General features: G+C 34.9%; 18 protein-coding genes and 5 tRNA genes. 8 read left to right on the forward strand and 15 right to left on the reverse strand.

Annotated features, from left to right (window positions below; genetic code table 11):
* Window positions 1-18 precede the first annotated feature (18 nt).
* From araA to GYM76_RS07135, 3 genes are all read left to right on the forward strand, one after another.
* Window positions 19-1527, forward strand: a complete 1509-nt coding sequence (araA, locus tag GYM76_RS07125; RefSeq protein ID WP_220225031.1) for an L-arabinose isomerase — start codon at window positions 19-21, stop codon at window positions 1525-1527.
* A gap of 83 nt (window positions 1528-1610) precedes the next feature.
* Entirely contained in the window at window positions 1611-3026 is a 1416-nt protein-coding gene (locus tag GYM76_RS07130; protein WP_065734316.1) for a sugar porter family MFS transporter, read from the forward strand.
* Between the two features lie 75 nt (window positions 3027-3101).
* The gene (locus GYM76_RS07135; protein ID WP_220225032.1) at window positions 3102-3794 is read left to right on the forward strand and encodes an L-ribulose-5-phosphate 4-epimerase; all 693 of its coding nucleotides are present in this window, start codon (window positions 3102-3104) and stop codon (window positions 3792-3794) included.
* 81 nt (window positions 3795-3875) lie between these two features.
* Here GYM76_RS07135 and era read toward each other — a convergent pair whose 3' ends face one another.
* From era to GYM76_RS07175, 8 genes are all read right to left on the reverse strand, one after another.
* Entirely contained in the window at window positions 3876-4781 is a 906-nt protein-coding gene (gene era, locus GYM76_RS07140; RefSeq protein WP_065562179.1) for a GTPase Era, read from the reverse strand.
* The gene (rnc, locus tag GYM76_RS07145) at window positions 4778-5455 is read right to left on the reverse strand and encodes a ribonuclease III (RefSeq protein WP_370632544.1); all 678 of its coding nucleotides are present in this window, start codon (window positions 5453-5455) and stop codon (window positions 4778-4780) included. The genes era and rnc overlap by 4 nt, the downstream gene beginning before the upstream one ends.
* 2 nt (window positions 5456-5457) lie before the next feature.
* Entirely contained in the window at window positions 5458-6456 is a 999-nt protein-coding gene (lepB, locus tag GYM76_RS07150; protein ID WP_220225033.1) for a signal peptidase I, read from the reverse strand.
* A gap of 20 nt (window positions 6457-6476) precedes the next feature.
* Complete coding sequence (lepA, locus tag GYM76_RS07155; protein WP_065562181.1) at window positions 6477-8273, reverse strand: translation elongation factor 4; 1797 nt, start codon at window positions 8271-8273, stop codon at window positions 6477-6479.
* Between the two features lie 139 nt (window positions 8274-8412).
* Entirely contained in the window at window positions 8413-9309 is an 897-nt protein-coding gene (locus tag GYM76_RS07160) for a MucB/RseB C-terminal domain-containing protein (protein ID WP_220225034.1), read from the reverse strand.
* Between the two features lie 99 nt (window positions 9310-9408).
* The gene (locus GYM76_RS07165) at window positions 9409-9966 is read right to left on the reverse strand and encodes an RseA family anti-sigma factor (protein WP_220225035.1); all 558 of its coding nucleotides are present in this window, start codon (window positions 9964-9966) and stop codon (window positions 9409-9411) included.
* Between the two features lie 47 nt (window positions 9967-10013).
* Window positions 10014-10586 carry an RNA polymerase sigma factor RpoE gene (rpoE, locus tag GYM76_RS07170; RefSeq protein WP_065562184.1) on the reverse strand — a complete coding sequence of 191 codons (573 nt, stop codon included), beginning with the start codon at window positions 10584-10586 and terminating at the stop codon, window positions 10014-10016.
* A gap of 200 nt (window positions 10587-10786) precedes the next feature.
* Window positions 10787-13258, reverse strand: a complete 2472-nt coding sequence (locus tag GYM76_RS07175) for a class I adenylate cyclase (RefSeq protein ID WP_220225036.1) — start codon at window positions 13256-13258, stop codon at window positions 10787-10789.
* A 167-nt stretch (window positions 13259-13425) separates the two neighbouring features.
* Here GYM76_RS07175 and GYM76_RS07180 point away from each other — a divergent pair, with 167 nt between their 5' ends.
* The 3 genes from GYM76_RS07180 (at window position 13426) to GYM76_RS07190 (ending at window position 16815) form a co-directional block, all read left to right on the forward strand.
* Window positions 13426-13992: a CoA pyrophosphatase gene (locus GYM76_RS07180; RefSeq protein WP_220225037.1), complete on the forward strand. Its 567-nt coding sequence runs from the start codon at window positions 13426-13428 to the stop codon at window positions 13990-13992.
* A 317-nt stretch (window positions 13993-14309) separates the two neighbouring features.
* The gene (locus tag GYM76_RS07185) at window positions 14310-15110 is read left to right on the forward strand and encodes a YdgH/BhsA/McbA-like domain containing protein (RefSeq protein ID WP_220225038.1); all 801 of its coding nucleotides are present in this window, start codon (window positions 14310-14312) and stop codon (window positions 15108-15110) included.
* A 295-nt stretch (window positions 15111-15405) separates the two neighbouring features.
* Window positions 15406-16815 (forward strand): hypothetical protein, encoded by a 1410-nt coding sequence (locus tag GYM76_RS07190; protein ID WP_220225039.1) that lies wholly within the window; start codon window positions 15406-15408, stop codon window positions 16813-16815.
* Window positions 16816-16930: 115 nt separating this feature from the next.
* Here the strand turns inward: GYM76_RS07190 and GYM76_RS07195 are convergent.
* The 7 genes from GYM76_RS07195 to GYM76_RS07225 form a co-directional block, all read right to left on the reverse strand.
* Window positions 16931-17005, reverse strand: a tRNA-Gln gene (locus GYM76_RS07195).
* Between the two features lie 22 nt (window positions 17006-17027).
* Window positions 17028-17112 (reverse strand) — tRNA-Leu (locus GYM76_RS07200).
* A gap of 71 nt (window positions 17113-17183) precedes the next feature.
* Window positions 17184-17258 (reverse strand) — tRNA-Gln (locus GYM76_RS07205).
* A gap of 25 nt (window positions 17259-17283) precedes the next feature.
* Window positions 17284-17368: transfer RNA gene (locus GYM76_RS07210), tRNA-Leu, on the reverse strand.
* Between the two features lie 37 nt (window positions 17369-17405).
* Window positions 17406-17482, reverse strand: a tRNA-Met gene (locus tag GYM76_RS07215).
* Window positions 17483-17599: 117 nt separating this feature from the next.
* Window positions 17600-18691, reverse strand: coding sequence for a hypothetical protein (locus GYM76_RS07220; protein ID WP_220225040.1), 1092 nt, complete (start codon window positions 18689-18691; stop codon window positions 17600-17602).
* On the reverse strand, window positions 18692-19300 hold the full coding sequence (locus GYM76_RS07225; RefSeq protein ID WP_065562190.1) for a TIGR04211 family SH3 domain-containing protein: 609 nt from the start codon (window positions 19298-19300) through the stop codon (window positions 18692-18694).
* Between the two features lie 226 nt (window positions 19301-19526).
* Between GYM76_RS07225 and GYM76_RS07230 the strand changes: the two genes are divergently transcribed.
* Together GYM76_RS07230 and GYM76_RS07235 are read left to right on the forward strand one after the other, a co-directional pair.
* Window positions 19527-21644: an alpha-galactosidase gene (locus GYM76_RS07230; RefSeq protein ID WP_220225041.1), complete on the forward strand. Its 2118-nt coding sequence runs from the start codon at window positions 19527-19529 to the stop codon at window positions 21642-21644.
* Between the two features lie 330 nt (window positions 21645-21974).
* The gene (locus GYM76_RS07235) at window positions 21975-22979 is read left to right on the forward strand and encodes a substrate-binding domain-containing protein (RefSeq protein WP_065562192.1); all 1005 of its coding nucleotides are present in this window, start codon (window positions 21975-21977) and stop codon (window positions 22977-22979) included.
* The last annotated feature ends 110 nt before the right edge of the window (window positions 22980-23089 follow it).

Raw genomic sequence — 23089 nt, forward strand, 5'->3', positions numbered from 1 at the left:
ATTATAAAGGAGTCCATTATGTTTGTTTATTCAGAAGCTGAAATTTGGTTTGTTGCAGGTAGTCAACACCTTTATGGGCCAGAATCACTTGAACAAATTAAAAGAAATATTCAAGAAGTAACAGATTACTTTAATCATGAAGCAAATCTACCCGTTAAAATTGTTCTCAAACCACTCGCAACAAAACCTGAGGATATATATAACCTTTGTCAGGAAGTAAATTATTCTTCAAAATGTGTTGGATTAATCACATGGTTACATACATTTTCGCCAGCTAAGATGTGGATTAATGGATTAACTCATCTGCAAAAACCTCTTCTACAACTTCATACTCAATTTAATAAAGTCGTTCCGTGGGATTCAATGGATATGGATTTTATGAATCTTAACCAAACTGCACATGGAGGACGTGAATTTGGTTTTATCGGTTCTCGTATGCGCCAACCTCATTCTCTGGTAACAGGTTACTGGAAAGATAAAGATGTTCATGAGCAAATTGGGAAATGGATGCGAGTTTGTGTGGCAATTAATGCAGAAAAAACCATGAAAATCGTTAGATTTGGTGACAATATGCGCGAAGTTGCTGTAACAGAAGGAAATAAAGTTTCTGCACAAATTAAATTTGGTTACTCAGTCAACACTCATGCAGTTGGTGATTTGGTTTCAGTAATTAACTCAATTGCTGATGGTGATGTCAATCAGCTAATTGATGAATATGAAACACTTTATAAACTTGCTCCCGTCGCCCAAATTGGTGGAGAGAAAAGACAAAACTTAATTGAGGCAGCGAGAATCGAATTAGGTATTGAGCAATTCCTTAAACAAGGTAATTATGGCGGATTTACCACAACGTTTGAAGATCTATACGGTATGGCACAATTACCAGGACTTGCTGTCCAACGATTAATGGCTAAAGGTTATGGCTTTGCAGGTGAAGGTGATTGGAAAACCGCAGCATTACTAAGCACAATGAAATTAATGGCCAAAGGACTTTCTGGCGGCACCGCATTCATGGAAGATTATACCTATGATTTTACTGAAGGTAATGAGTTAGTTGTCGGCTCACATATGTTAGAAGTTTGCCCATCTATCATAGATGATGATGTCAAACCTTTACTTGATATTCAACATTTGGGCATTGGTGGTAAAGCCGATCCTGCTCGACTTATTTTCCCTGCAAAACCTGGTTTAGCAATCAATGCCAGTTTAATAGATATTGGTAACCGCTTTAGATTAGTCGCTAATGAACTTGAGACAATCAAGCAACCTTATGCACTACCAAAATTACCTGTAGCATGTGCAGTTTGGAAACCAAAACCATCGTTAAAAGTATCAGCTGAAGCATGGATTCTTGCTGGAGCAGCACATCATTCTGTTTATACCCAAGCACTTTCTATGGATTATTTTAAACTTTATGCACAACTGCATAAAATTGAACTGTTGGTTATTGACGAAAGTACTCGAATCGATGATTTCAGGAATGAGTTACGTTGGAATGAGATTGCGTATTGTAATCCTTATGCTTGATAAATTTATTTTAGTTCAATAATTGGAAATATTATTTCCAATTATTATCAAAATTACAGAATAAAGGGAATAAAGAGGTGGATATGAATACGTCTTTAACAACGAATAAAATGGAAATAAATTCTGCAAAAAAAATGACCTTTCTAATCGGCTTTTCAGCTGCAATGGCCGGTCTACTATTCGGTCTAGATATAGGTGTAATTGCGGGAGCTTTACCGTTTATTACTATTCAGTTTGAACTAACGACTCAGCTACAAGAATGGGTAGTGAGTTCAATGATGTTAGGAGCTGCTTTGGGGGCTCTATCCAATGGTTGGTTATCTTTTTATTTAGGTAGAAAATATAGCTTATTAGCGGGCGCCTTATTTTTTATTATAAGTTGCTTTGGATCAGCTTTAGCACCTAATGTAGAAGTTCTTTTAGTCTGGCGAGTTATTTTGGGGTTTGCTGTTGGTATTGCATCCTATACGGCGCCACTTTATCTTTCTGAAATGGCGCCAGAAAACATTCGCGGTAAGATGATTGCTGCTTACCAACTTTTAGTCACAATTGGTATTTTAGTTGCATTTTTATCAGATACTTATTTTAGCTATACAGGTGATTGGCGAATGATGCTTGGTATCATTTCTATACCTGCAATCATATTGTTTATAGTAGTGATTTTCCTGCCTAATAGTCCTAGGTGGTTGGCATCAAAAGGACGATTAAATGAAACTGAGAAAGTTTTAAAATCAATTCGTAGCGATCCTGTAAAAATTCAACAAGAATTTAATGATATCAAGGATAGTTTACAGGAAAAACAGGAAGGCTGGACACTGTTTAAAGCAAACAAAAATGTACGCAGAACAGTTTATCTTGGTATGGCATTACAAGCGATGCAACAATTTACCGGTATGAATATTATTATGTACTATGCACCAAAAATCTTTAGCCTTGCAGGATTTGAAAGTACCCAGCAACAAATGATTGCTACAATTATTGTTGGTCTTACTTTTGTGTTAGCTACATTTATTGCAATTTTTACTGTTGATAAGTTAGGACGAAAACCAATTCTAAAAGTTGGTTTTGGTATTATGGCTTTAGGTACATTAGTACTAGGTATTTGTTTGCAACTTATCGAAAATGGTAATCCATCATCATTTACATCCTATGCAGCAGTTGGAATGGCAATTATGTGTATTGGTGGTTATGCAATGAGTGCAGCACCAGTGGTGTGGATTTTATGTTCTGAAATTCAACCTTTAAAAAGCCGTGATTTTGGTGTGACTTGTTCAACTGCGACCAATTGGATTTCAAATATGATAATTGGTGCAACATTCCTTACATTATTAAATCATATAGGTGTTGCTCAAACATTTTGGTTATATACCGGCATGAATGTTTTATTTATCTTCATTGTAATTTTCTTTGTACCTGAAACCAAAAATATTTCATTGGAACGTATCGAAAAAAATCTGATGTTAGGTAAAAAACTTCGTCATATTGGAGATGATCATTGAGGTTTATATTAGAACAATTGATATTGTTTTATGTTTATTCCTGATGTTTTATTTATTATCAAACAGGATGTTAATATGTTTACTGAATTAAAAGAACATGTTTTAGCAGCAAATTTATTATTACCTTATTATCAGCTTGTGACATTTACTTGGGGGAATGTATCTGCAATTGACAGAAGTAACGGTGTTATTGCTATCAAACCGTCAGGAGTCGCTTATGATAAGTTGCAAGTGAATGATATTGTTATTGTCGATCTTGATGGTAAAAAAGTCGAAGGTAAACTTAATCCTTCAAGCGACACACAAACGCATATTGAGCTTTATAAGGCTTTTGAACAAATTGGTGGAGTTATTCATACTCATTCAAGAAACGCAACAATTTGGTCTCAAGCAGGGTTAGATATTCCAGCTTTAGGTACAACTCATGCAGATTATTTTTATGGAGATATTCCTTGCACTCGCCAGTTAACACCAACTGAAATAATTAACAATTATGAACTCAATACAGGTAAAGTGATTATTGAAGAGCTTAATAAACGATCCATTGATGTATTGGCAATACCTAGTGTATTGGTATCCGGACATGGTCCTTTTAGTTGGGGAAAAAATGCAGATGATGCTGTTCATAATGCTGTTGTCTTAGAAGAAGTCGCTGCTATGGCATTAGCTACACGCAATCTAAATGTCGGCATAAAAATCCAACAAGAATTATTGGATAAACACTATTTCCGTAAGCATGGACAAAATGCTTATTATGGGCAGGGTTAGATATTTTTGGATAATATCAATCTACTACAAGTAGATAAAAAAAATCAGGCAAACTTTTGCCTGATTTTTTAGAGAGTTAGATTAATCGTCACTATAGCCTAAACTACGTAGCGCACGCTCATCATCAGCCCAACCAGCTTTGACTTTAACCCATAATTCTAAATGAACTTTGTTATCAAAGAAAAGCTGCATATCTTTACGGGCTTCAATACCGATTTTTTTGATTTTTTCACCTTTGTTGCCAATGACCATTTTCTTTTGTCCATCGCGTTCAACTAGGATTAAGCCATTAATGCGGTACATGCCAGTACGTTCATCAACTTTAAATTGTTCAATTTCAACCGTAACCGAGTAAGGTAATTCATCACCTAAAAAACGCATTAATTTTTCTCGGATGATTTCTGAAGCCATAAATCGTTGTGATCGGTCAGTGATATAATCTTCAGGAAAGTGGTGTTCACCAACGGGTAAATGTTTTTTGACAATATCTTTGATGATGTCAATCCCTTCACCTTTTTCTGCACTAATTGGCACAACATCTAAAAAGTTAATTTTTTGACTAATTTCTTGGATATGTGGTAACAGTTGGGTTTTATCTGTTACATTATCAATTTTGTTGATAACTAACAGTATAGGTGCCTTGCAATCTTTGAGTTTGCCTGCAACCATTTCGTCATCTTCAGTCCAGTGGGTTCCTTCCACGACAAAAATAACTAATTCAACATCACCAATTGAACTGCTAGCGGCACGATTCATTAAGCGATTAATCGCTCTTTTTTCTTCAATATGTAAACCGGGTGTATCAATATAGATAATTTGATCATCGCCTTGGGTATCAATTCCGACAATACGGTGACGCGTTGTTTGCGCTTTACGTGAGGTGATTGATACTTTTTGACCAAGTAGTTGGTTTAATAGTGTTGATTTGCCGACATTTGGTCTTCCGACTATGGCAACAAATCCACAATGTTGTTTTGATTCTGTCATTTTATTCCTAATTGGTTTAATGCTTCTTGAGCTGCGGCTTGTTCAGCCTTGCGACGGCTTAAACCTCGCCCTAAGTATTGGTGATCATCGTTTTCAATTTTACATTGAATTAAGAACTCTTGCTCATGATTGTCGCCAGTAACTTCAAGAATTAAATAACATGGTCTTTCATGTCGTATACCTTGCAAATATTCTTGTAAACGTGTCTTAGCATCTTTTTGCTTAATACCAGGTTGAATTTCATCTAAGCGTTTTTGATACCAAGATAAAATTATGCGGCGAATGTTTTCAATTTCACTATCTAGATAAATAGCGCCAATGATAGCTTCTACTGCATCAGAGATAATGGATTCACGGCGAAAACCACCACTTTTTAATTCACCTTGACCTAAAATTAGGTAATCACCTAATTTGAATTCTTTTCCCATTTCAGCAAGTGTCTGTCCACATACTAAACTTGCTCGCATTTGACTAAGATCACCCTCATCTTGCTTGAGAAATCGATGATAAAGTTCATCAGCAATGACAAAACTTAATATCGAATCACCTAAAAATTCAAGGCGTTCATTATGCATTTTATTAGCACTACGATGAGTTAGTGCTAACTGAAGTAAAGACGTGTTTTTAAACTGATATCCAATAGCTTGTTGTAGTTGATTCAAATTTTTCATCACAGTTAGTGGATTCCACCTATACGGCTAAAACGAATTCCTGTTGGCCATTGATCAGGTTGTTTTTCAAAACTGATCCAGATAGTTGTAGCTCGACCAACAAAGTTTTTTTCAGGAACAAAGCCAAAATATCGACTGTCACCGCTGTTATCACGGTTATCACCCATCATAAAATAGTTATCTTGTGGAACAACCCATGTTCCGATCGGTTGACCATTTTGATGATAAAAATAACTTGTATCTTCCATTTTTCCAGGCGTTGTTAGAACATCGTGAGTAATTTCACCTAAGGTTTCTTGTTGAATTTTCATATCTAATGTAATTCTAGAGTTAGAATCAACAATACCCTTATCTTTATATTGTTCTATTGTATAGAAGTCTGGGTTTTTCCCCATTTCGTCCACTTCTTTCCAATTACTTGCTTGGGGTTGAGTATAATGTAAATCTAATGGTTCAGAACGCTGACCAACACAATTATTATCGGTTGATTGACAAGCTGGATAAATGAGAATTTTCTTTTCATTAGACAAATAGACAATTTTATCGCCAGGTAAACCTACAACGCGTTTAATAATATCTCTATTTGATCCATCGGGGTGTTTGAAAACCGCAATTTCACCGCGTTTTGGGTGGCCAGTTGAAATTAAGACAGTATTGGTGATCGGATCACGTAATCCATATGAAAACTTTTGAACAGCAATAAAATCACCAACTAATAGTGTTTGCATCATTGACCCTGAAGGAATTTGAAATGGTTCATATATAAATGATCGAATAACAAAAACCACAAAAAGAACAGGGAAAAACGATGCTAAATTTTCAATCCAGCCTTTAGGTTTTCCAACTTCTGCCAAAATTTTACCATCAATTTCACCATTAGCTTGCTTACGAATCTCTTCAACTTTACGTTGTCTAGCTGGTTTCCATCGGTACTTCTCTAAAAACCAAAAGATCGCAGTAATGAATGTTGCTATTGTTAATATGATGGCGAATAAGTTAGCCATTTTTTATCCTCTTTAACTGATTAATCTTTACCAACATGTAGAATAGCTAAAAACGCTTCTTGCGGTAATTCTACATTACCTACTTGTTTCATGCGCTTTTTACCTTCTTTTTGTTTTTGTAAAAGTTTTTTCTTACGACTTACATCACCACCATAGCATTTAGCTAAAACATTTTTACGAAGTTGTTTAACTGTTGAACGAGCTATGACGTGGTTGCCAATTGCAGCTTGAATCGCGATATCAAATTGCTGACGCGGAATAAGATCTTTCATCTTTTCGACTAGTTCACGCCCACGGTATGGTGCATTGTCTTTATGGGTAATGAGTGCTAATGCATCAACACGCTCACCATTAATTAATACATCAAGCCTAACCATGTCTGCGACTTGGAAACGTTTGAAGCTGTAATCTAAAGAGGCATAACCACGTGAAGTTGATTTCAGTTTGTCGAAGAAATCTAAAACAACTTCAGTCATTGGAATTTCGTAAGTTAATGCAACTTGATTACCATGATAAACCATATTGGTTTGTACACCGCGCTTTTCAACACATAGAGTAATTACATTACCTAAATACGTTTGTGGAACTAATATGTTACATTCAGCTATAGGTTCACGAAGTTCTTGAATGTTATTCACCGCAGGTAATTTTGCAGGGCTATCAACATAGATAATTTCATTTTGAGTAGTCAAAACCTCATAAACTACTGTTGGTGCAGTAGTAATTAAATCAAGATTATACTCTCTCTCTAATCGTTCTTGAATGATTTCCATATGCAATAAACCAAGGAAACCACAACGGAAACCAAATCCTAACGCACCAGAATTTTCAGGTTCATAAAAAAGCGAGGCATCGTTAAGGCTTAGTTTTCCTAATGCATCACGAAATGCTTCGTAATCATCAGAACTGGTTGGAAATAATCCTGCATATACTTGAGGTTTAACTTTTTTAAATCCTGGTAGTGGCTTGTCTGCTGGAGATTTTGCTAAAGTTAACGTGTCCCCTACAGGTGCTCCTAATATATCTTTGATTGCACAAACAACCCAACCTACTTCACCACAATGCAAGCAGTCTTTATCTATTTGTTTTGGAGTAAAGATCCCTAGGCGATCAACATTATAAGTCATTCCTGTACTCATAACTTTGATTTTATCACCTTTATTTAACTCACCATTCTTGATACGAATTAGTGATACAACACCTAAATAGTTATCAAACCATGAATCAATAATTAGTGCTTGTAGTGGTGCATTCGAATCACCTTCTGGCGCAGGGATATCATGAACGAGTTGTTCAAGCACATCAACCACACCTACTCCGGTTTTAGCCGAGCATCTTACTGCATTGCTAGCATCAATACCAACAATGTCTTCAATCTCTTCTGCCACTCTTTCAGGTTCGGCTGCCGGTAAGTCGATTTTATTAAGTACTGGTACAACCTCAAGGTCCATATCAAGTGCTGTATAACAGTTTGCAAGAGTTTGCGCTTCAACACCTTGCCCTGCATCAACAACAAGTAATGCACCTTCACATGCAGCAAGTGAACGAGAAACTTCATATGAAAAATCCACATGTCCTGGTGTATCGATGAAGTTTAGCTGATATGTTTGGCCATCTTTAGCATGATAATCTAAAGTAACACTTTGTGCTTTAATTGTAATACCACGTTCACGTTCCAGATCCATTGAGTCTAAAACTTGAGCTTCCATTTCACGATCAGAAAGTCCTCCACAGATTTGGATAATACGATCAGAAAGCGTTGATTTACCATGGTCAATATGAGCAATAATTGAAAAATTGCGGATATTTTTATTCATATCAATAAGTTATATTTTAGTTATGTACTGTTAATTATCGTTAGTGTTATTGGCTATAAATAACAAGTCAAATAATCACGAAAATAGAAGCAAACATTCTACACATTAATGGTCAGTAAGCATAGTGTTATCGAGAGGTTTACGGCGATTTCTCAACAATATTTTGGGCAATTCTTTCAATTGTCCCTTCAGGTAAATTACCAATAATAATAATATTTTTGTTACCCAGATTAGTTGAGAATATTGTTCTTCCGCCCTGCTGAATAAGTTGATTAGGTTGACTTGCTTGCTCTAAAGAGACATTTACTGTAAAAGAAAATACGCCATCAGAAAACAATTTAGTTGCAATATCAGAACTATAAAAATTGACATTATACGCCGCTATTTCTTTAAATCCTTTTGGCAACCATGCTAAGCGCCAAGCATCAAGTAAATTATTCTGTTTTTCGATTGATAATAAAATTGGGTAAGTTCGATTATCAATATAATTTTTGAATTTTTTAACATCGAAATCAACATCGATATCAACAACTTTCAATTGATTAACAATGTCATTATCATCATCAATTAAGTCTATTCGTAATGGTAAGAAAGTCTCATCATCGATCCATATAACATAGCTATAGCGATCTTTGTCTTTTGCAATTATTTTAACTAATTGAGCACCACGATTTGCCGTTCTAGTTTTACCTAATAAAATAAAATCATAAATATTCGCTATTGAATTAAAGTCATTATAAATTACATCAGGAAATGCCTCTGTTATGCGAGAACTAGCAATCGAAAATGAAGGGCTATCAGGTTGAAAATAACTGGTGGTGTTGTTATGCAAGATAATCTCTTTTGCTGGACCTTCAAGATAAAGCAATTGCGCATTAATATTTTCTTTTTTAGCTGCGCCTAAGTGATTATATTCAAAAGTTGAGCCAAATTGTTCTCTATCTTGTGATACAAAATGAATTTGATAATCATTGATTTGCACCGCTTTACTCATTTTATTTAATAAATTTAACGCTTCATTTGTTTCTGTTGCCATGGTTGAGGCAGAAAACAATATAAAAAACAGAGTAATAATAAAATTATTACTCTGTTTTAGCTTTATTTTTATTAAAGAAAATAGAAAATTCATTTTTATTTAACGGGCATTTAACCTTTTTTGTAATTCATAATCTTGAACGAGCAATCTAATTTTATCGTATTGTCTTTTTTCAAGTAATTGCTTGTCATTATGTTGTATTCCACCAACAGGAGCTACATTAACACCCATAGGAACAGTATTAAGCGTTGGAGCACCACTGGCATCATCCGATTGACCTTGATGATATTGAACACCAGCAATAATTGCTAATGTAACACAAGCAGCAAGTCCAACTTGGCTAACTTTAGCCACAACATCTTTAATTCGCACCCAAAATAGATTTTCAGCTTTAGGAATTGAAATCTCATCTTGAGAAGGTTGCTCTGTTAATTGTGGGTATAAATCATCATCCGCAATAGCCATAGCAACTTGATTGCTAATATCTAATGTTAATGAACTACCGTGCAATTCTCCTCGCATTGCTTCTCTTGCGATATGATAGCGATGCCAGCAGGATTGCAAACGTTCATCATGGCTAACGACATCAACAAAGTTATCGTCTGTAAACTCACCATCCATCAATAATGAAAGTTGCTGCTTCTGTTCTATTTGCATAGTAGATACCTTAATTTCTTGCTACCTATTTTAATTTGTTCAAACCACTAACTAATTAATGGTTTTATTTTTTCATCAATAGCATCACGTGCTCTAAAAATACGTGATCTCACAGTTCCGACTGGTGTACCCATAATTTCAGCTATTTCCTCATAACTTAATCCATCAATTTCACGTAGTGTGATGGCGGTTCTTAAATCATCAGGTAATGCTTCAATTGCTTCAAATACTACTCTTTCAACTTCTTTAGAAAGAACTAAACTTTCAGGGTTATCGACATCTCTTAATGAGTCTGCACCTTCGTAACTTTCCGCTTCACTTGCATCAATATCCGAAGATGGTGGTCGTCTGCCTTGCGAAGTTAAGTAATTCTTTGCAGTATTAACCGCGATTCGATACAACCAAGTATAAAAAATACTTTCACCTTTAAAAGAGCTTAATGAACGATAAGCTTTAATAAAAGTTTCTTGCACAACATCAGGTATTTCAGAAGGTAAAACATAACGTGATACCAAATGAGCTAGCTTATTTTGATAACGTACCACAAGTAAATTAAACGCATTTTTATCTCCGTTTAAAACGCGATCTACTAAAACTTGGTCTGTTATTTGCTCCCCCATTAAAGGCCATCCCTCATTATATTATCACTATTAGTGTGGCCCAAAATTGTGCACTCTAACAGTTAGATTCATAAATTTAAAAAAAGTTCCCATTATTTTAATAGAAATTTCATTTTCATTGCTAATTCTTTTATTTTTTATCATGTTGCATACTAAAAAAGTACGTTCCTCAACTTTTTTAATATACTTTTTGAACAAAACTAATTAAGTAAGAAGATTTCGCGTTCACCAGCATCGTTGTATGTAATTTGGTAAAATTGTGGTAAATTAAAATTAACAGAGCTACTGGTGGTAAACGTAAAGCGGTCATCAGATAATACATAAAAATCATTAATATCCTTGACCATGTTCTCTTTGGTACCGTTACAATTACGGTAAATTTCGATCTGATTATGCTCGTTTAAAATGTATAAATCAAATCCATTTGCGGTATCTTCAAAAAAGAATTGAATAATACCTTCATAAGCGACGCTATCTATCTCTTTAGGTAATTCATTACTTTCATCTAAAATATTTAGCGGTCTACCTTGAACTTTGTTGTTTGATACTGCACCATAAAAATCAATAGCACTTTCAAATTGATGGAATGAAACGCCAAACCGTTCGAAGAATAGATACCAAGACGCCCCATCAATTCTCAATGGCTTAACTTGTGTTGAATTATTTTTAGTTGTCGATAATCTCAAATCAACACAATTGTACATCAGCCTTTTCATTTGATTTTTAATTTCATTACTTAGCTGGTTACTATAACAAAAGATTTCGACCGAATTGGGTAAATCAGCATCTTTGTGCATACGATTGAGTAAAGCTTTTATAGCTTCTAGCACACACAAAGTACCACTAAAATGCAAGACCCGAATTTCATTCCATGAGTTACGATAAAGCAAATCAATTGAGCTAACCAAACTTAATTCTTGCCTACCATAGTTTAGAACATTAGTGCTGATTTCATCTTCTAACTTTAAATTAACCGTTGGATCGTTTTCTAAATTCAATATGATTGCTAAATGGCGTATTTCACACGGACCATATAATTGTTCTTCTGTTGCTGTTGGAACATCAATTGGAAAGTAATTTTTCAGATCTTTAATCAGTTTGGTGATTTTTTTGTTATCACGGTCATCACCATCATAATAGTAAAATTGAGTTGAATCTGAAATCAAACCATTAAAGTAACACCAACCAACTAATTTGACTAAGTATTTACTATATTCTAGATATTGATGTCCAACAATCGAATTGAGTTTAGGTTTTTGGTTATAAACATACCAACCAGCTCGATTAATCCGGTCTTCTTTAACATGGATAAAAGTTAAAACATCTTCCTGTAAATTATCAGAAATATTCAATTTCAATGTAGAGATTTTACCAGGAAGAACTTCAAAAGAGGCATATAATTTGCGAGTCAATATTGCAAGATCTTGTGGGCTAATCAATGAATCTAAATTGTTACGACGACCAAAATTGAGCAAATTTCGATAACCCGTCATCATAGTATGTAGTAATATTTCGTGTATTTCACGAACTTGTTCTATTTTCCAAGTTTTACTAGCATCTAATTTTTCCAATAATGATTGTTGCCACCCCCAATTTTGTACAAATTCATTTAATATGTCACGTCGCCATGACGATGAATTTGCTTTTTGTGACAATTTTTCATTCACTTTTAAATAAAAGCAATGTCTAACTAACTCCAGTCGTTGAAAATCTCTAATCTTTGTTAAATAGTTTGAGATCCTATCCAATAACATCGAGTATGAATCAAGATAGTGATGGGAATGGATTTCTCCTTTTTGAATTAATTCCCGCATATCAAACGCGATAGGCCTATTTTTTGGATAGATCGAAGAATAAGCTTCAAGTAATAATGTTTTTAATACTGCTTTGAATGGTGAATCGATACTTTTATACAGTTGCCATAAACTTGCACCAAAGTACTCTTCAGCAGATAAACCCGTCAAAGGTCCAAAATCAATCCATTCTTCGCGTTTGATGATATTCGATACAACTAATGCCTGGACACATTTTTCATAGGTTGGATAAGTGACGTCATTGACTGTAAAATCAGAAGGAATCGCAAACCATAACAGTCGTTTACCTGCTAAAAGGTTGGCTGAACGGTAAAATTCTTCAAGTAGTAATATGTGCTGTGCAGATCCACAGTTTTCACCCATTAGACATTCATGATGTTGGTTAATAAACCGATCGACGTCAACAACAAATAAAGTAAGTTTAATGCCGAGATCTTCAGCCCAAGTTTCTATTAATCTGCACTTCTGTATTAATGCTTGCTTTTTAACATCAGATAAACTATTTTCGATACAGATCCATATATCAAGATCTGATGAGGTAGATTGCCCGATGGAACATGTGCTACCCATTGAATATAATGCAGAAATATTGGCGTGATTTTTTTTATTTACCTCACTGAAATTGAACTCATTTTTTAACTGTTCAACAATTTCATTGGAGGGTTGATAATACGCAATACCTAATGGAGTCTCTTCGCCCACATAACCTGGCAGATTGGGATGGTTAAAATGAAAAAGAACAGGCAATAATGAAAAGACACGCTGAAATTCCAGAGACATACCACTTTGAGCACGTTCGTGTTTTAGTATTGCAAGATCATCAAGTTCTTTTTTTATATTATTTATATCGTATTGCATAGCATTATTCAGGTGAAACAGATGTACTATTGACTAACAATTTCTCCAATAATTTTCTATTATAGCGTAAAAAGAATGTAAATTTACAAATAAATGAAATAAATATTATGATCACCCTAGAAAAAATATCACAATCTTTGAAAAATACCAAAAAGCAATTTCAATTCATGAATAAAGCTGCCGTGTTAATCCCTATTATCACTATTGAAAACCAATTGCACCTGCTTTTTCAGGTACGTTCAAAAAAACTTAAATGGCAACCAGGCGATATTTGTTTTCCTGGAGGACGAGTTGAGTTATCGGATATCAGCCCTGAATATACCGCCAAACGTGAAACTTTCGAGGAGTTGGGTATTACGCTTGATCAAATTACAATACTAGGTCAATTACCTAAATTTTATGCCTCATTAGGCATGATAATTTATCCTTTTGTTGCAAAAATTGAGCATGTAGATAAATTGGATAACTTACAAATTAATCATGATGAAGTTGAGTCGGTTTTTATGGTTCCATTAGCATGGTTTATTGAGCATCCCCCCAAAAAAGCAACTATGTTTGTTGGCTTTAAACCTGATGATAATTTCCCTTTTGAATTAGTTCCAAATCGCACAGCAAATTGGCAAAAGAAATCGCAACATGATGTACACTTTTATCAGTATGGTGATTATGTCATTTGGGGATTAACTGCACAGATAATTAATTGTTTTATAAGCACCATAAATATAAATATTTAGCTGTAATGTGATGATTTATTACAAAAATAATATTATTTAATATCGTAATATTTCTTTAGCATAAAATGCTTAAAAATATATTCTTTACAAAAATTTAAAGTGATACCTACAAAAATATTCTAATTGATATATACTATTTAACGGTTATTTTTCTTTTCCACAATTTCCACATTGTTTTATCTAGCTGTTTGAAAGAATTAGTAAAAGATAGATCCCGAGAGCGTTTTTCGTTTTCATACTCTCATGCAATACCCTCATAGAATAAGCGTTACAGATTGTTTTTTTATTTTTATAACATAAATACAAAGGACATTATTATGAAACGTTATAATAAATCATCTATTGCATTAGCTTTACTATTATCTCTACCTATTGCCAATATTTATGCGGCTTTACCATTAACAGCAGAAGAAAGTAATAACTTAATTCCCTTCAAAGAAATCTCTGTAACCGGTAGCTACTTACAAGCACAAAATGCAGCAGATGATATATCAAAAGCTGCAGACGAAGTTGGTGCTAAATATTATCATATAACTGGTATTGAACAACCTTCTACAGGCACATCAACTGATCGTGCAATTGTTTATGCCGATGTTTATAAATCAAATGCACCTATTGCGGTAAGCAATGAAGAAGTTACTCACAACGGTGTTGTGCTTTATCCTCGTTCAAAAGCTCTTTATTATTTACCATTTGCAGTCGTAAAATTTAAAGGCGATTATAATAACACTTCTGAAATTTTAGATGCAGCGAGTAAAATCGCTTCTGAAAAAGATGCCTACGCGTTTTATGTTTACTCAATTATTGCTGATGATGTAAAAAATCGTGAACAAGATGTTGATGTTGCATTATACAAAAAAGAGGCGCCAGTTCGTGACTTTATCATTTCTAAAGCAATCGCAGGTCAAGATGCTTATGAAATTACGAGCGAAGCATTCAAAATCATGAAGCCATATAAAACAATCGTTTTCCATGGAACATTTAATAATACCAGCGAAGTTAGCGCAGCAGCACAAAAATATGCTATCGCTAACGATGCACACTTCTACTATGTAAAAGAAATATCAAATAACCGTGCTGAAACAGCGCAAACTGTTTATGTAAATTTATATAGATAATCATTTTTTCAAGGCTGTCCATGCGTAAAAACTCTTTTTTCCGCATGGATAGTTTTTATTCAATTTTTGCATGTCAGTAATAAAAAAATATTTTTATCAATAAATTAATTTTCCCACATTTTTAACATTTTTAACATTGAAATAAGTATCAACTTAATTGAAACGTAATGATTGTATCTTTCTATTAAATTTAAGAATTAAAAGGTAAGGTAACATGATGTTATTGAAAGGATTTAAATTTAAAAAGTTTTCTCAATTTTCAATAAGGTTTATTGTTTTATTTTCGATATTTTTAATGAGTAATTTAGCTTTTGCACTGGTAGCAGTCACAGCACAATCTATTAATGGCAATCGCCCATATTTTATCGATCCTGATGCGGTTGGTGTTAATGGTTCCCGAGAGTATGATCAACAAAACTTCCAATATTTTGGGATAAAATTCCAATCTCAGGTTTTTACGGGAATCAATGACCTAAATCGTCAACTAAAAAATATCAATTTCCCTCAAGTTGATCCCAATGCCACCACACCTAATCAATTAATGACATCGTTAAAATCTAATTATGGTCTTGACGGTACAATGATACCTTTTTCCATGTCTAATCCAGTTGACAGTCAATTAGTTGCTGATGATGATGGAGATAGTATAACTCAAATAACCCCACCCGATGGGGGATTTAAAATAGATTGGTTCTATCGCTATGATAATAAATCCTATTTATTACTTGAATCAGATAGAAACAGAACTTTTTGTGAGTTGGCAAGATTAGGTTGGAGTCCTTATATTAGAATTTCAGGCTCTATTGCTTTAGTAACGCAATATGGTGTTCCAAATTATAAAGTTTATCCAGGAGCTAAAAAAGATTTTTTGATTTACAATGCAATCAAACCAACTGTTTGTGCCAATCGTCCATCAATTGTGCATTCATTCCTCTTCGAAAATCGGGATTATACTGGTGATTGGGTCTATTTAACTTGGGGGGATGCTAATCAACACGTTATTGATTCTGGTTTCGTCAATAAAGTAAGTTCTGGTGGGTTTCCAACAACGGGATTTGATCAAGCCCGATTCCTTATGTTTATAGCTGGAGCACCATTTGATTTATCGACGATAACATCATCAAATAGTTCAAAAGGCGTGAATATAGAAATAAACCAAATTACTGTTGGTGATATAGATAGTCATCTAATTAATACAGGGCTTCAAGTAAAATTGACAGGTGAAGCAACGGATGTAAATCCTACCTTTACCATAAAATCTGATGGCGAAGATATATACACGTTTACGATTAAGAAATGGTTCACATCGCCAAGCCAAGATGTTTACCATTACAACCAAAGCGCAAGTGTTTGCAATGGTAAATATGTTGTTCCTACTATTGAGGATTTGACCAATAGCGACCAAAACCTTATAACCAATGGTCCATGTAAATCAGATAATAATTCTGATAACTGTTTGGCTATTACAACTAATCACTATTATCGTAGGATTGGTAATAGCCTTCTAGGAGAATGGGGTAATGTAACAAACGAAGGAAAACTTTATCACCACACCTACCCGGGTAATCATTTTCCTAAAGGTCATCTATATTGGACATCTGATGAACGAGATGCTACCAACCAATATACTGTTGGTACAACTATAGGAGCGATTGAGTGGCAACCCAAAAATAATGAATTAAATTTCGTCTGTGTACTTAAATAATAATTGTTCTAATCATTGCGCTTGTAGATTAAAGTGCGATGATTATTACTTTTAAGTTTGACTGCACATTAATTCATTTCTCGACAGCAAACTAAAGTATTAAGTTAGGTCTTAATGGCTGGGGTACCAGGATTCGAACCTGGGCATGGCGGGATCAAAACCCGCTGCCTTACCGCTTGGCTATACCCCAATTATAAAGGAGAAAAGATATCTGGTACGGGTAGTGAGATTTGAACTCGCACACCTTTCGGAACTAGAATCTGAATCTAGCGCGTCTACCAATTCCGCCATACCCGTGAAGAGGAATAACTAAGAATGTAAAAAGCAAAACAGATTAGCTAATAGATATCAAAATTTGCAGATTGGAATGGCTGGGGTACCAGGATTCGAACCTGGGCGTGGCGGGATCAAAACCCGCTGCCTTACCGCTTGGCTATACCCCAATAAAGGATAGATATTAAGATTAAATGGTGCGGGTGAAGGGACTTGAACCCCCACGCCTCGCGGCGCCAGAACCTAAATCTGGTGCGTCTACCAATTTCGCCACACCCGCATAATATACTTTCGGTTAAAGTATAACTTAATCTTAATGGTGGCTACGACGGGATTCGAACCTGTGACCCCATCATTATGAGTGATGTGCTCTAACCAACTGAGCTACGTAGCCATTTCATTCGCAACGTCATAACCAACACTGCGAGGCGCATTATGCTTGTGTTACGGCAAATCGTCAACCCTTTTTTTTAGATATTTTGAAAAAAAGTGACAATTGATTAAGATGCAATCAAATACCGTTTAATAACGCTTCAATTCGCCTTTTTTGTAACTCATCTTGAATCAACTTTCCTTTATAACCTTCAGCAATAATATTTTGAACATTGACGCCATGAGCTAATTTATATGCCCTTTCTAGGTACTTTGCTTGTGGAAATGATTCTGTTTTAGCATAAGATTGGCTAGCAATAATTAATTGATTAAGATGATGAGGATTACGCCAAACATCTATTCGATTGAATAAATCAATAATTTGTTCAGCTGTTAATTGTGTCACGTTTTCAACTTTAAGACGGTATTGCTGCACCATTATCGCTAATTTTGTATATTGATTTGGTGCTTTAATTTGTGAACAAAGTTTTTCTGCTTCAGTTGTTAATTCACCAAATAATACTGCAAAACGAACCGTTAAATCATCGGTTAATAAAGTTGATTTCTTTAATGCATCTGCAACAGTATAAGAAAGAGTTAATGATGGAAATAATATCGCCAAAGCACCACATTGTTTTAACACTTGAAAATAAACTTGTGGATCGGAACTTGCTAATGCCCTCTCGGTCTCATTCCAAACACGCTCTGGAGTAAGAGTATTTATTTCACCGGCTAAAACCATCTCTTCCATTAACTTTTGCGTTTCAGATGCGATTCTAAAACCTAAATGATAAAAACGAGCAGCAAATCGAGCAACTCGTAACACTCGTAAAGGATCTTCTCTAAACGCAGGGGAAACATGACGCAATAATTTAAGTTTGATATCATCAATACCATGATAAGGATCGACAAGATTACCATCTTCATCCATGGCAATAGCATTAATAGTCAGGTCTCGGCGGATAAGATCTTGCTCTAAGGTAATATCCTTACTAAAGTCACAAATAAATCCAGTATAGCCTTTACCCGATTTTCGCTCGGTTCGAGCTAAGGCATATTCTTCTTTAGTTATGGGATGTAAAAAGACAGGGAAGTCTTTACCAACTTGTTGATAACCTAGAGCTAAAAGCTCATCGGGTGTAGAACCAACTACAACCCAATCTCGATCAACAAGAGGAAGATGTAATAATCTATCTCGAACAGAACCGCCAACAAGATAGAATTTGCTCATTTAGCGCATCCAGCGATCTTTTTTGCGGCGCCCCGGCATAATAGCTGGCAAAATTAAACCTAATAGGAATCCACCACCAGCTACTAAGCCACCATAAGTAAACCAAGTAACAATAAGGTCTCGTCGCTTGTCATCAACTTGATTTAGCATTGATTCAAGTTTAGTGTCTTGTGATTTATTGATTTGTTCTAATTCTTTATTTCTAGCTTGTAGGCTTTCAATTGTTTGTTCGGCTTGTTTTAATTTTTCGGAATAATCATTGATAGCATTTTGTCTATACTGCTCTGCGTTATCAACCTTATCTTTATATTCCGCAAGTTTTGACTCTAACGTTGGGACAAGTACTTTAAGGCTAGGTTGATCTTTTAGTTTATTTGATTCAATCCAAGCCGAGCTACCGTTAGGAAGTTGTATCCGGGTGTATTTACCGTCAGCGCTTTTCTCTAGTTCTGCAACTTTTTCCCCTGCTTTAACTGCATTCGTATAGGCATATTGAGAACCTGGACCGCGGCGAAGATAAATATCAACATTTTCAGTCACATATTTATCTGCTGCTTCAACACTAAAAACCAGCGTAATTAAAGAAAATAAAGTAATAATATTTTTCATAATATTTTAAAATTTCACCCATGATTAAAAATCATAATAACACAAAATACTGCCTTTTCGCACAACCATTTGCAATAAAAATTGCTTAATTAGCCATTTTAGAAAAATAAAATGGAAACGATTACATTAATTGGGATCTTAATCACAAAATTAAAAATTAATCATATTAATTAATAAAAATTATTATTATTCTATATCCGAAAAGTGATTAACCTTTGGAGAGAATATGAATTGCCATCTTAGAACCCGCGATATAGATATTATCTTACGCACCCAACCTTATGCTGAACTCTGCTATTTTGGTAAACGATTACAAAACGTAAATCTTGATGATATCGATATGCTTATACCTGCCGTGCCCAATTCACGTATTGATATCGATGTCCCGTTCACCCTTTGTCCTGAGGAAGGAGTAGGAAACTTTAGCTCGCCAGGACTAGAAGGTCATCGAAATGGTAAAGATTGGTCACCAGTTTTTGTTACCAAAAAAGTAACCAAGAAAAAAAATGATATAACTATAATTAGTGAAGATAGTATTGCAAAACTTCGTTTGACTAGTAAGCTGATTTTAGATGAAACCGGTGTATTACAATGTCAAAATAGTCTGACTAATCTAGGTAAAGAACCATATCAAGTCAACCGTTTATCTGTAACATTACCAATTCCTGAACGTGCACAAGAATTAATGGCATTTAGTGGTCGTTGGATTAAAGAGTTCTTCCCTCACAGAACAAAAATCGAACATTGTGGATACCTGCAAGAAAACCGCCGTGGTCGAACTTCACACGAATACTTTCCGGGTATGGTAGTTGGTACCGATGGATTTAAAGAACAAACTGGTGAAGTTTGGGGTATCCATTTAGGTTGGAGTGGTAATCATCGTATCCAAGTTGCAGTGAAAAGTAATGGTAAGCGCTTTATCCAAGCCGAAGCACTTTATCTTGCTGGAGAAATATCATTAGCTAAAGGTGAAACATTAAGTACTCCTTGGCTTTATGCAACTTATAGTAATGAAGGCTTAAATAAGATGAGTCAGCATTTCCATCAATTTTTACGCCAAAATATTATCCATTTCGCAAGCGATAAACCTCGTCCAGTCCATCTTAATACTTGGGAAGGAATCTTCTTCGATCACAACCCTGATTACATCATGAAAATGGCGACAAAAGCAGCACAACTGGGTGTTGAACGTTTTATCATTGATGATGGTTGGTTTGGCAAACGTGATGACGATTATCAAGCATTAGGCGATTGGTATTTAGATAAACGCAAATATCCAAAAGGACTTGAACCAGTTATCAAACATGTAAAAAAACAAGGAATGGAATTTGGTATCTGGGTTGAGCCAGAAATGATCAGTAAAAACTCTGATCTTTATCGAGCACATCCTGATTGGTTACTTGAATTACCTGGCTACAATCAACCTGAAGGGCGTCATCAATACTTACTTGATTTACAAAATCCAGCGGTATTTGATTATCTACTCGAAAGATTAAATTGGTTACTCGGTAGTTATGATATTGACTATATTAAATGGGATATGAATAGAGAAATTGTTCAGGCAGGCCACGAAGGTCACCCAGCTGTAGTTGGACAAACTAATGCGGTTTATCGTTTAATGGATATTCTGCAAGAAAAATATCCTAATGTTGAAATTGAATCATGTTCTTCTGGTGGTGGTCGTATAGATTTTGAAGTGTTAAAACGTACTCAACGTTTTTGGGCCTCAGATTCGAATGATGCATTAGATAGACAAATCATACAACGAGGTATGAGCTACTTCTTCCCACCTGAGGTAATGGGTGCTCATATCGGCGGCAAAACTTGTCACACCACCTATCGTGAATTAGATATGAATTTAAGAGGATTAACAGCATTATTTGGACATATGGGTGTTGAACTCGATCCCGTGAAAGAATCGGCAGAAGAACAAAAAGGTTTTACTCATTATATCCGTTTACATAAACAGCTACGCCCATTATTGCATAGTGGTAATAGTGTTCGTTTAGATGTTGATGATAGCGCAGCTATGCAAAGCTATGGTGTGGTAAGTCAGGATAAAAAAGAAGCAGCATTTATTATAGCGCAATTGGCATTACCGACTTATGCATTAAGTGGTAACTTACGCTTAGTTGGATTATTAGCTGATAAGCAATACAAAATCGAAATTCTAGATCTACCTGATCACATTGATCCGCAAGTAAATGGCCACGCCATGAAATCATTTCCAAAATGGATGACAACAGATACCACACTGTCAGGAGATTGGTTAATGAATATCGGCTTACCATTACCTGTACTCGATCCTGCTACCGCAATGTTAATAAAAGTTACGGCAAAATAGCACGAACTGGTTAAAATTTAACTAATTTGAGGGGAAATTAGTCAATTAATCATTCCCCTTATTAATAAATTACAACTGAAACGATTCAGGCGTCAATGCTTTGTTGGCAAAGCCAAAATTTTGCTTTATTATCATACATTAAGTCATAAAAGTGAGCAGATATCTGTATCAGCTATTTAAGATAAGTAAGAACGTATTCTGTAATATTTCATAACTTCATTATGAATCATTTTTGGCTTAGTTATTAACAGCTCTACTTAACTTGATACCAACACAAAACTAATAATAAACTTTAAAAAAGTTACGGTAATAATTTAAAAGGTTTTTTTTATGGCGACAATAAAAGATGTTGCACATTTAGCTAAAGTTTCTGTTGCGACAGTCTCGCGAGTGATTAACAACGCCGAAAACGTTAGTGATACCACACGCGAAACCGTAAAAAAAGCCATGGAAAAATTAAGTTATTATCCTGATGCTAATGCTCGTGCATTATCACAACAAAACTCTAATACTATTGGAATTGTTGTGGCTGACGTATCCGATCCATTTTTTGGTGCTATGGTTAGCACGGTAGAAAGAGTTGCATCCAAAACAGGACATTTTTTGCTAATTGGTAATGGTTACCATAATGAACAACAAGAATATAATGCAATAACTCACTTAATAGAGCATCGCTGCTCATCACTAGTTGTTCATGCAAAAATGTTACCCGATAGCAGATTGATAAAATTAATGGAGCAAGTGCCAGGGATGGTATTAATCAATCGGCTATTGAAAGGTTTTGAAAAGCGTTGTATTGCTCTAGATGACCGTTATGGTTCATATCTAGCCGTAAAACATTTAATCCAGCATGGACATACTAAAATTGGATATTTATGCTCTAACCATGAAATTTCTGACTCGTCCGATCGGTTACAAGGCTATAAAGATGCATTAATTGAACACAATATTGATGTTAATGAAAACTTTATTGCCTTCTCCTCACCTAATGAAGAAGGAGGAGAACAAGCAATGATGTCACTATTGGAACGTAATCGAGAAATTACCGCAATTGCCTGTTATAACGACTCAATGGCCGCTGGTGCAATGTCAGTGTTATATGATAACGACATAAAAATTCCAGCAGAAATTTCCATTATTGGATTTGATGATTTGCTACTTGCGCGCTATTTACATCCAAAATTAACCACCATCCGTTACCCACTTCATACAATGGCTGAACAAGCTGCGGAACTAGCATTATGCTTGGCAAAAGGCGAAGCACCTTCAGCAAATTTAATTAATATATATACGCCCACCCTCTCTAAACGGTATTCTGTCTATCCAATTGAATAATTGATACAAAATATAAATTAATCAAAGTATACCTACCAATGTAATCGCATACATAAAAAATTAAAATTATAAAAATAAAGTCAATTAAATAAAAATGTATTCGATTACAC

The organism is Gilliamella sp. ESL0443, from assembly GCF_019469165.1.
In the GTDB taxonomy this organism is placed as follows: Bacteria; Pseudomonadota; Gammaproteobacteria; order Enterobacterales; family Orbaceae; genus Gilliamella; species Gilliamella apicola_E.

Coding starts and splice junctions, on each gene's coding strand:
- araA (WP_220225031.1), top strand. CDS start 19: ATGTTTGTTTATTCAGAAGCTGAAATTTGGTTTGTTGCAGGTAGTCAA.
- GYM76_RS07130 (WP_065734316.1), top strand. CDS start 1,611: ATGAATACGTCTTTAACAACGAATAAAATGGAAATAAATTCTGCAAAA.
- GYM76_RS07135 (WP_220225032.1), top strand. CDS start 3,102: ATGTTTACTGAATTAAAAGAACATGTTTTAGCAGCAAATTTATTATTA.
- era (WP_065562179.1), bottom strand. CDS start 4,781: ATGACAGAATCAAAACAACATTGTGGATTTGTTGCCATAGTCGGAAGA.
- lepB (WP_220225033.1), bottom strand. CDS start 6,456: ATGGCTAACTTATTCGCCATCATATTAACAATAGCAACATTCATTACT.
- lepA (WP_065562181.1), bottom strand. CDS start 8,273: ATGAATAAAAATATCCGCAATTTTTCAATTATTGCTCATATTGACCAT.
- GYM76_RS07160 (WP_220225034.1), bottom strand. CDS start 9,309: ATGGCAACAGAAACAAATGAAGCGTTAAATTTATTAAATAAAATGAGT.
- GYM76_RS07165 (WP_220225035.1), bottom strand. CDS start 9,966: ATGCAAATAGAACAGAAGCAGCAACTTTCATTATTGATGGATGGTGAG.
- rpoE (WP_065562184.1), bottom strand. CDS start 10,586: ATGGGGGAGCAAATAACAGACCAAGTTTTAGTAGATCGCGTTTTAAAC.
- GYM76_RS07175 (WP_220225036.1), bottom strand. CDS start 13,258: ATGCAATACGATATAAATAATATAAAAAAAGAACTTGATGATCTTGCA.
- GYM76_RS07180 (WP_220225037.1), top strand. CDS start 13,426: ATGAATAAAGCTGCCGTGTTAATCCCTATTATCACTATTGAAAACCAA.
- GYM76_RS07185 (WP_220225038.1), top strand. CDS start 14,310: ATGAAACGTTATAATAAATCATCTATTGCATTAGCTTTACTATTATCT.
- GYM76_RS07190 (WP_220225039.1), top strand. CDS start 15,406: ATGAGTAATTTAGCTTTTGCACTGGTAGCAGTCACAGCACAATCTATT.
- GYM76_RS07220 (WP_220225040.1), bottom strand. CDS start 18,691: ATGAGCAAATTCTATCTTGTTGGCGGTTCTGTTCGAGATAGATTATTA.
- GYM76_RS07225 (WP_065562190.1), bottom strand. CDS start 19,300: ATGAAAAATATTATTACTTTATTTTCTTTAATTACGCTGGTTTTTAGT.
- GYM76_RS07230 (WP_220225041.1), top strand. CDS start 19,527: ATGAATTGCCATCTTAGAACCCGCGATATAGATATTATCTTACGCACC.
- GYM76_RS07235 (WP_065562192.1), top strand. CDS start 21,975: ATGGCGACAATAAAAGATGTTGCACATTTAGCTAAAGTTTCTGTTGCG.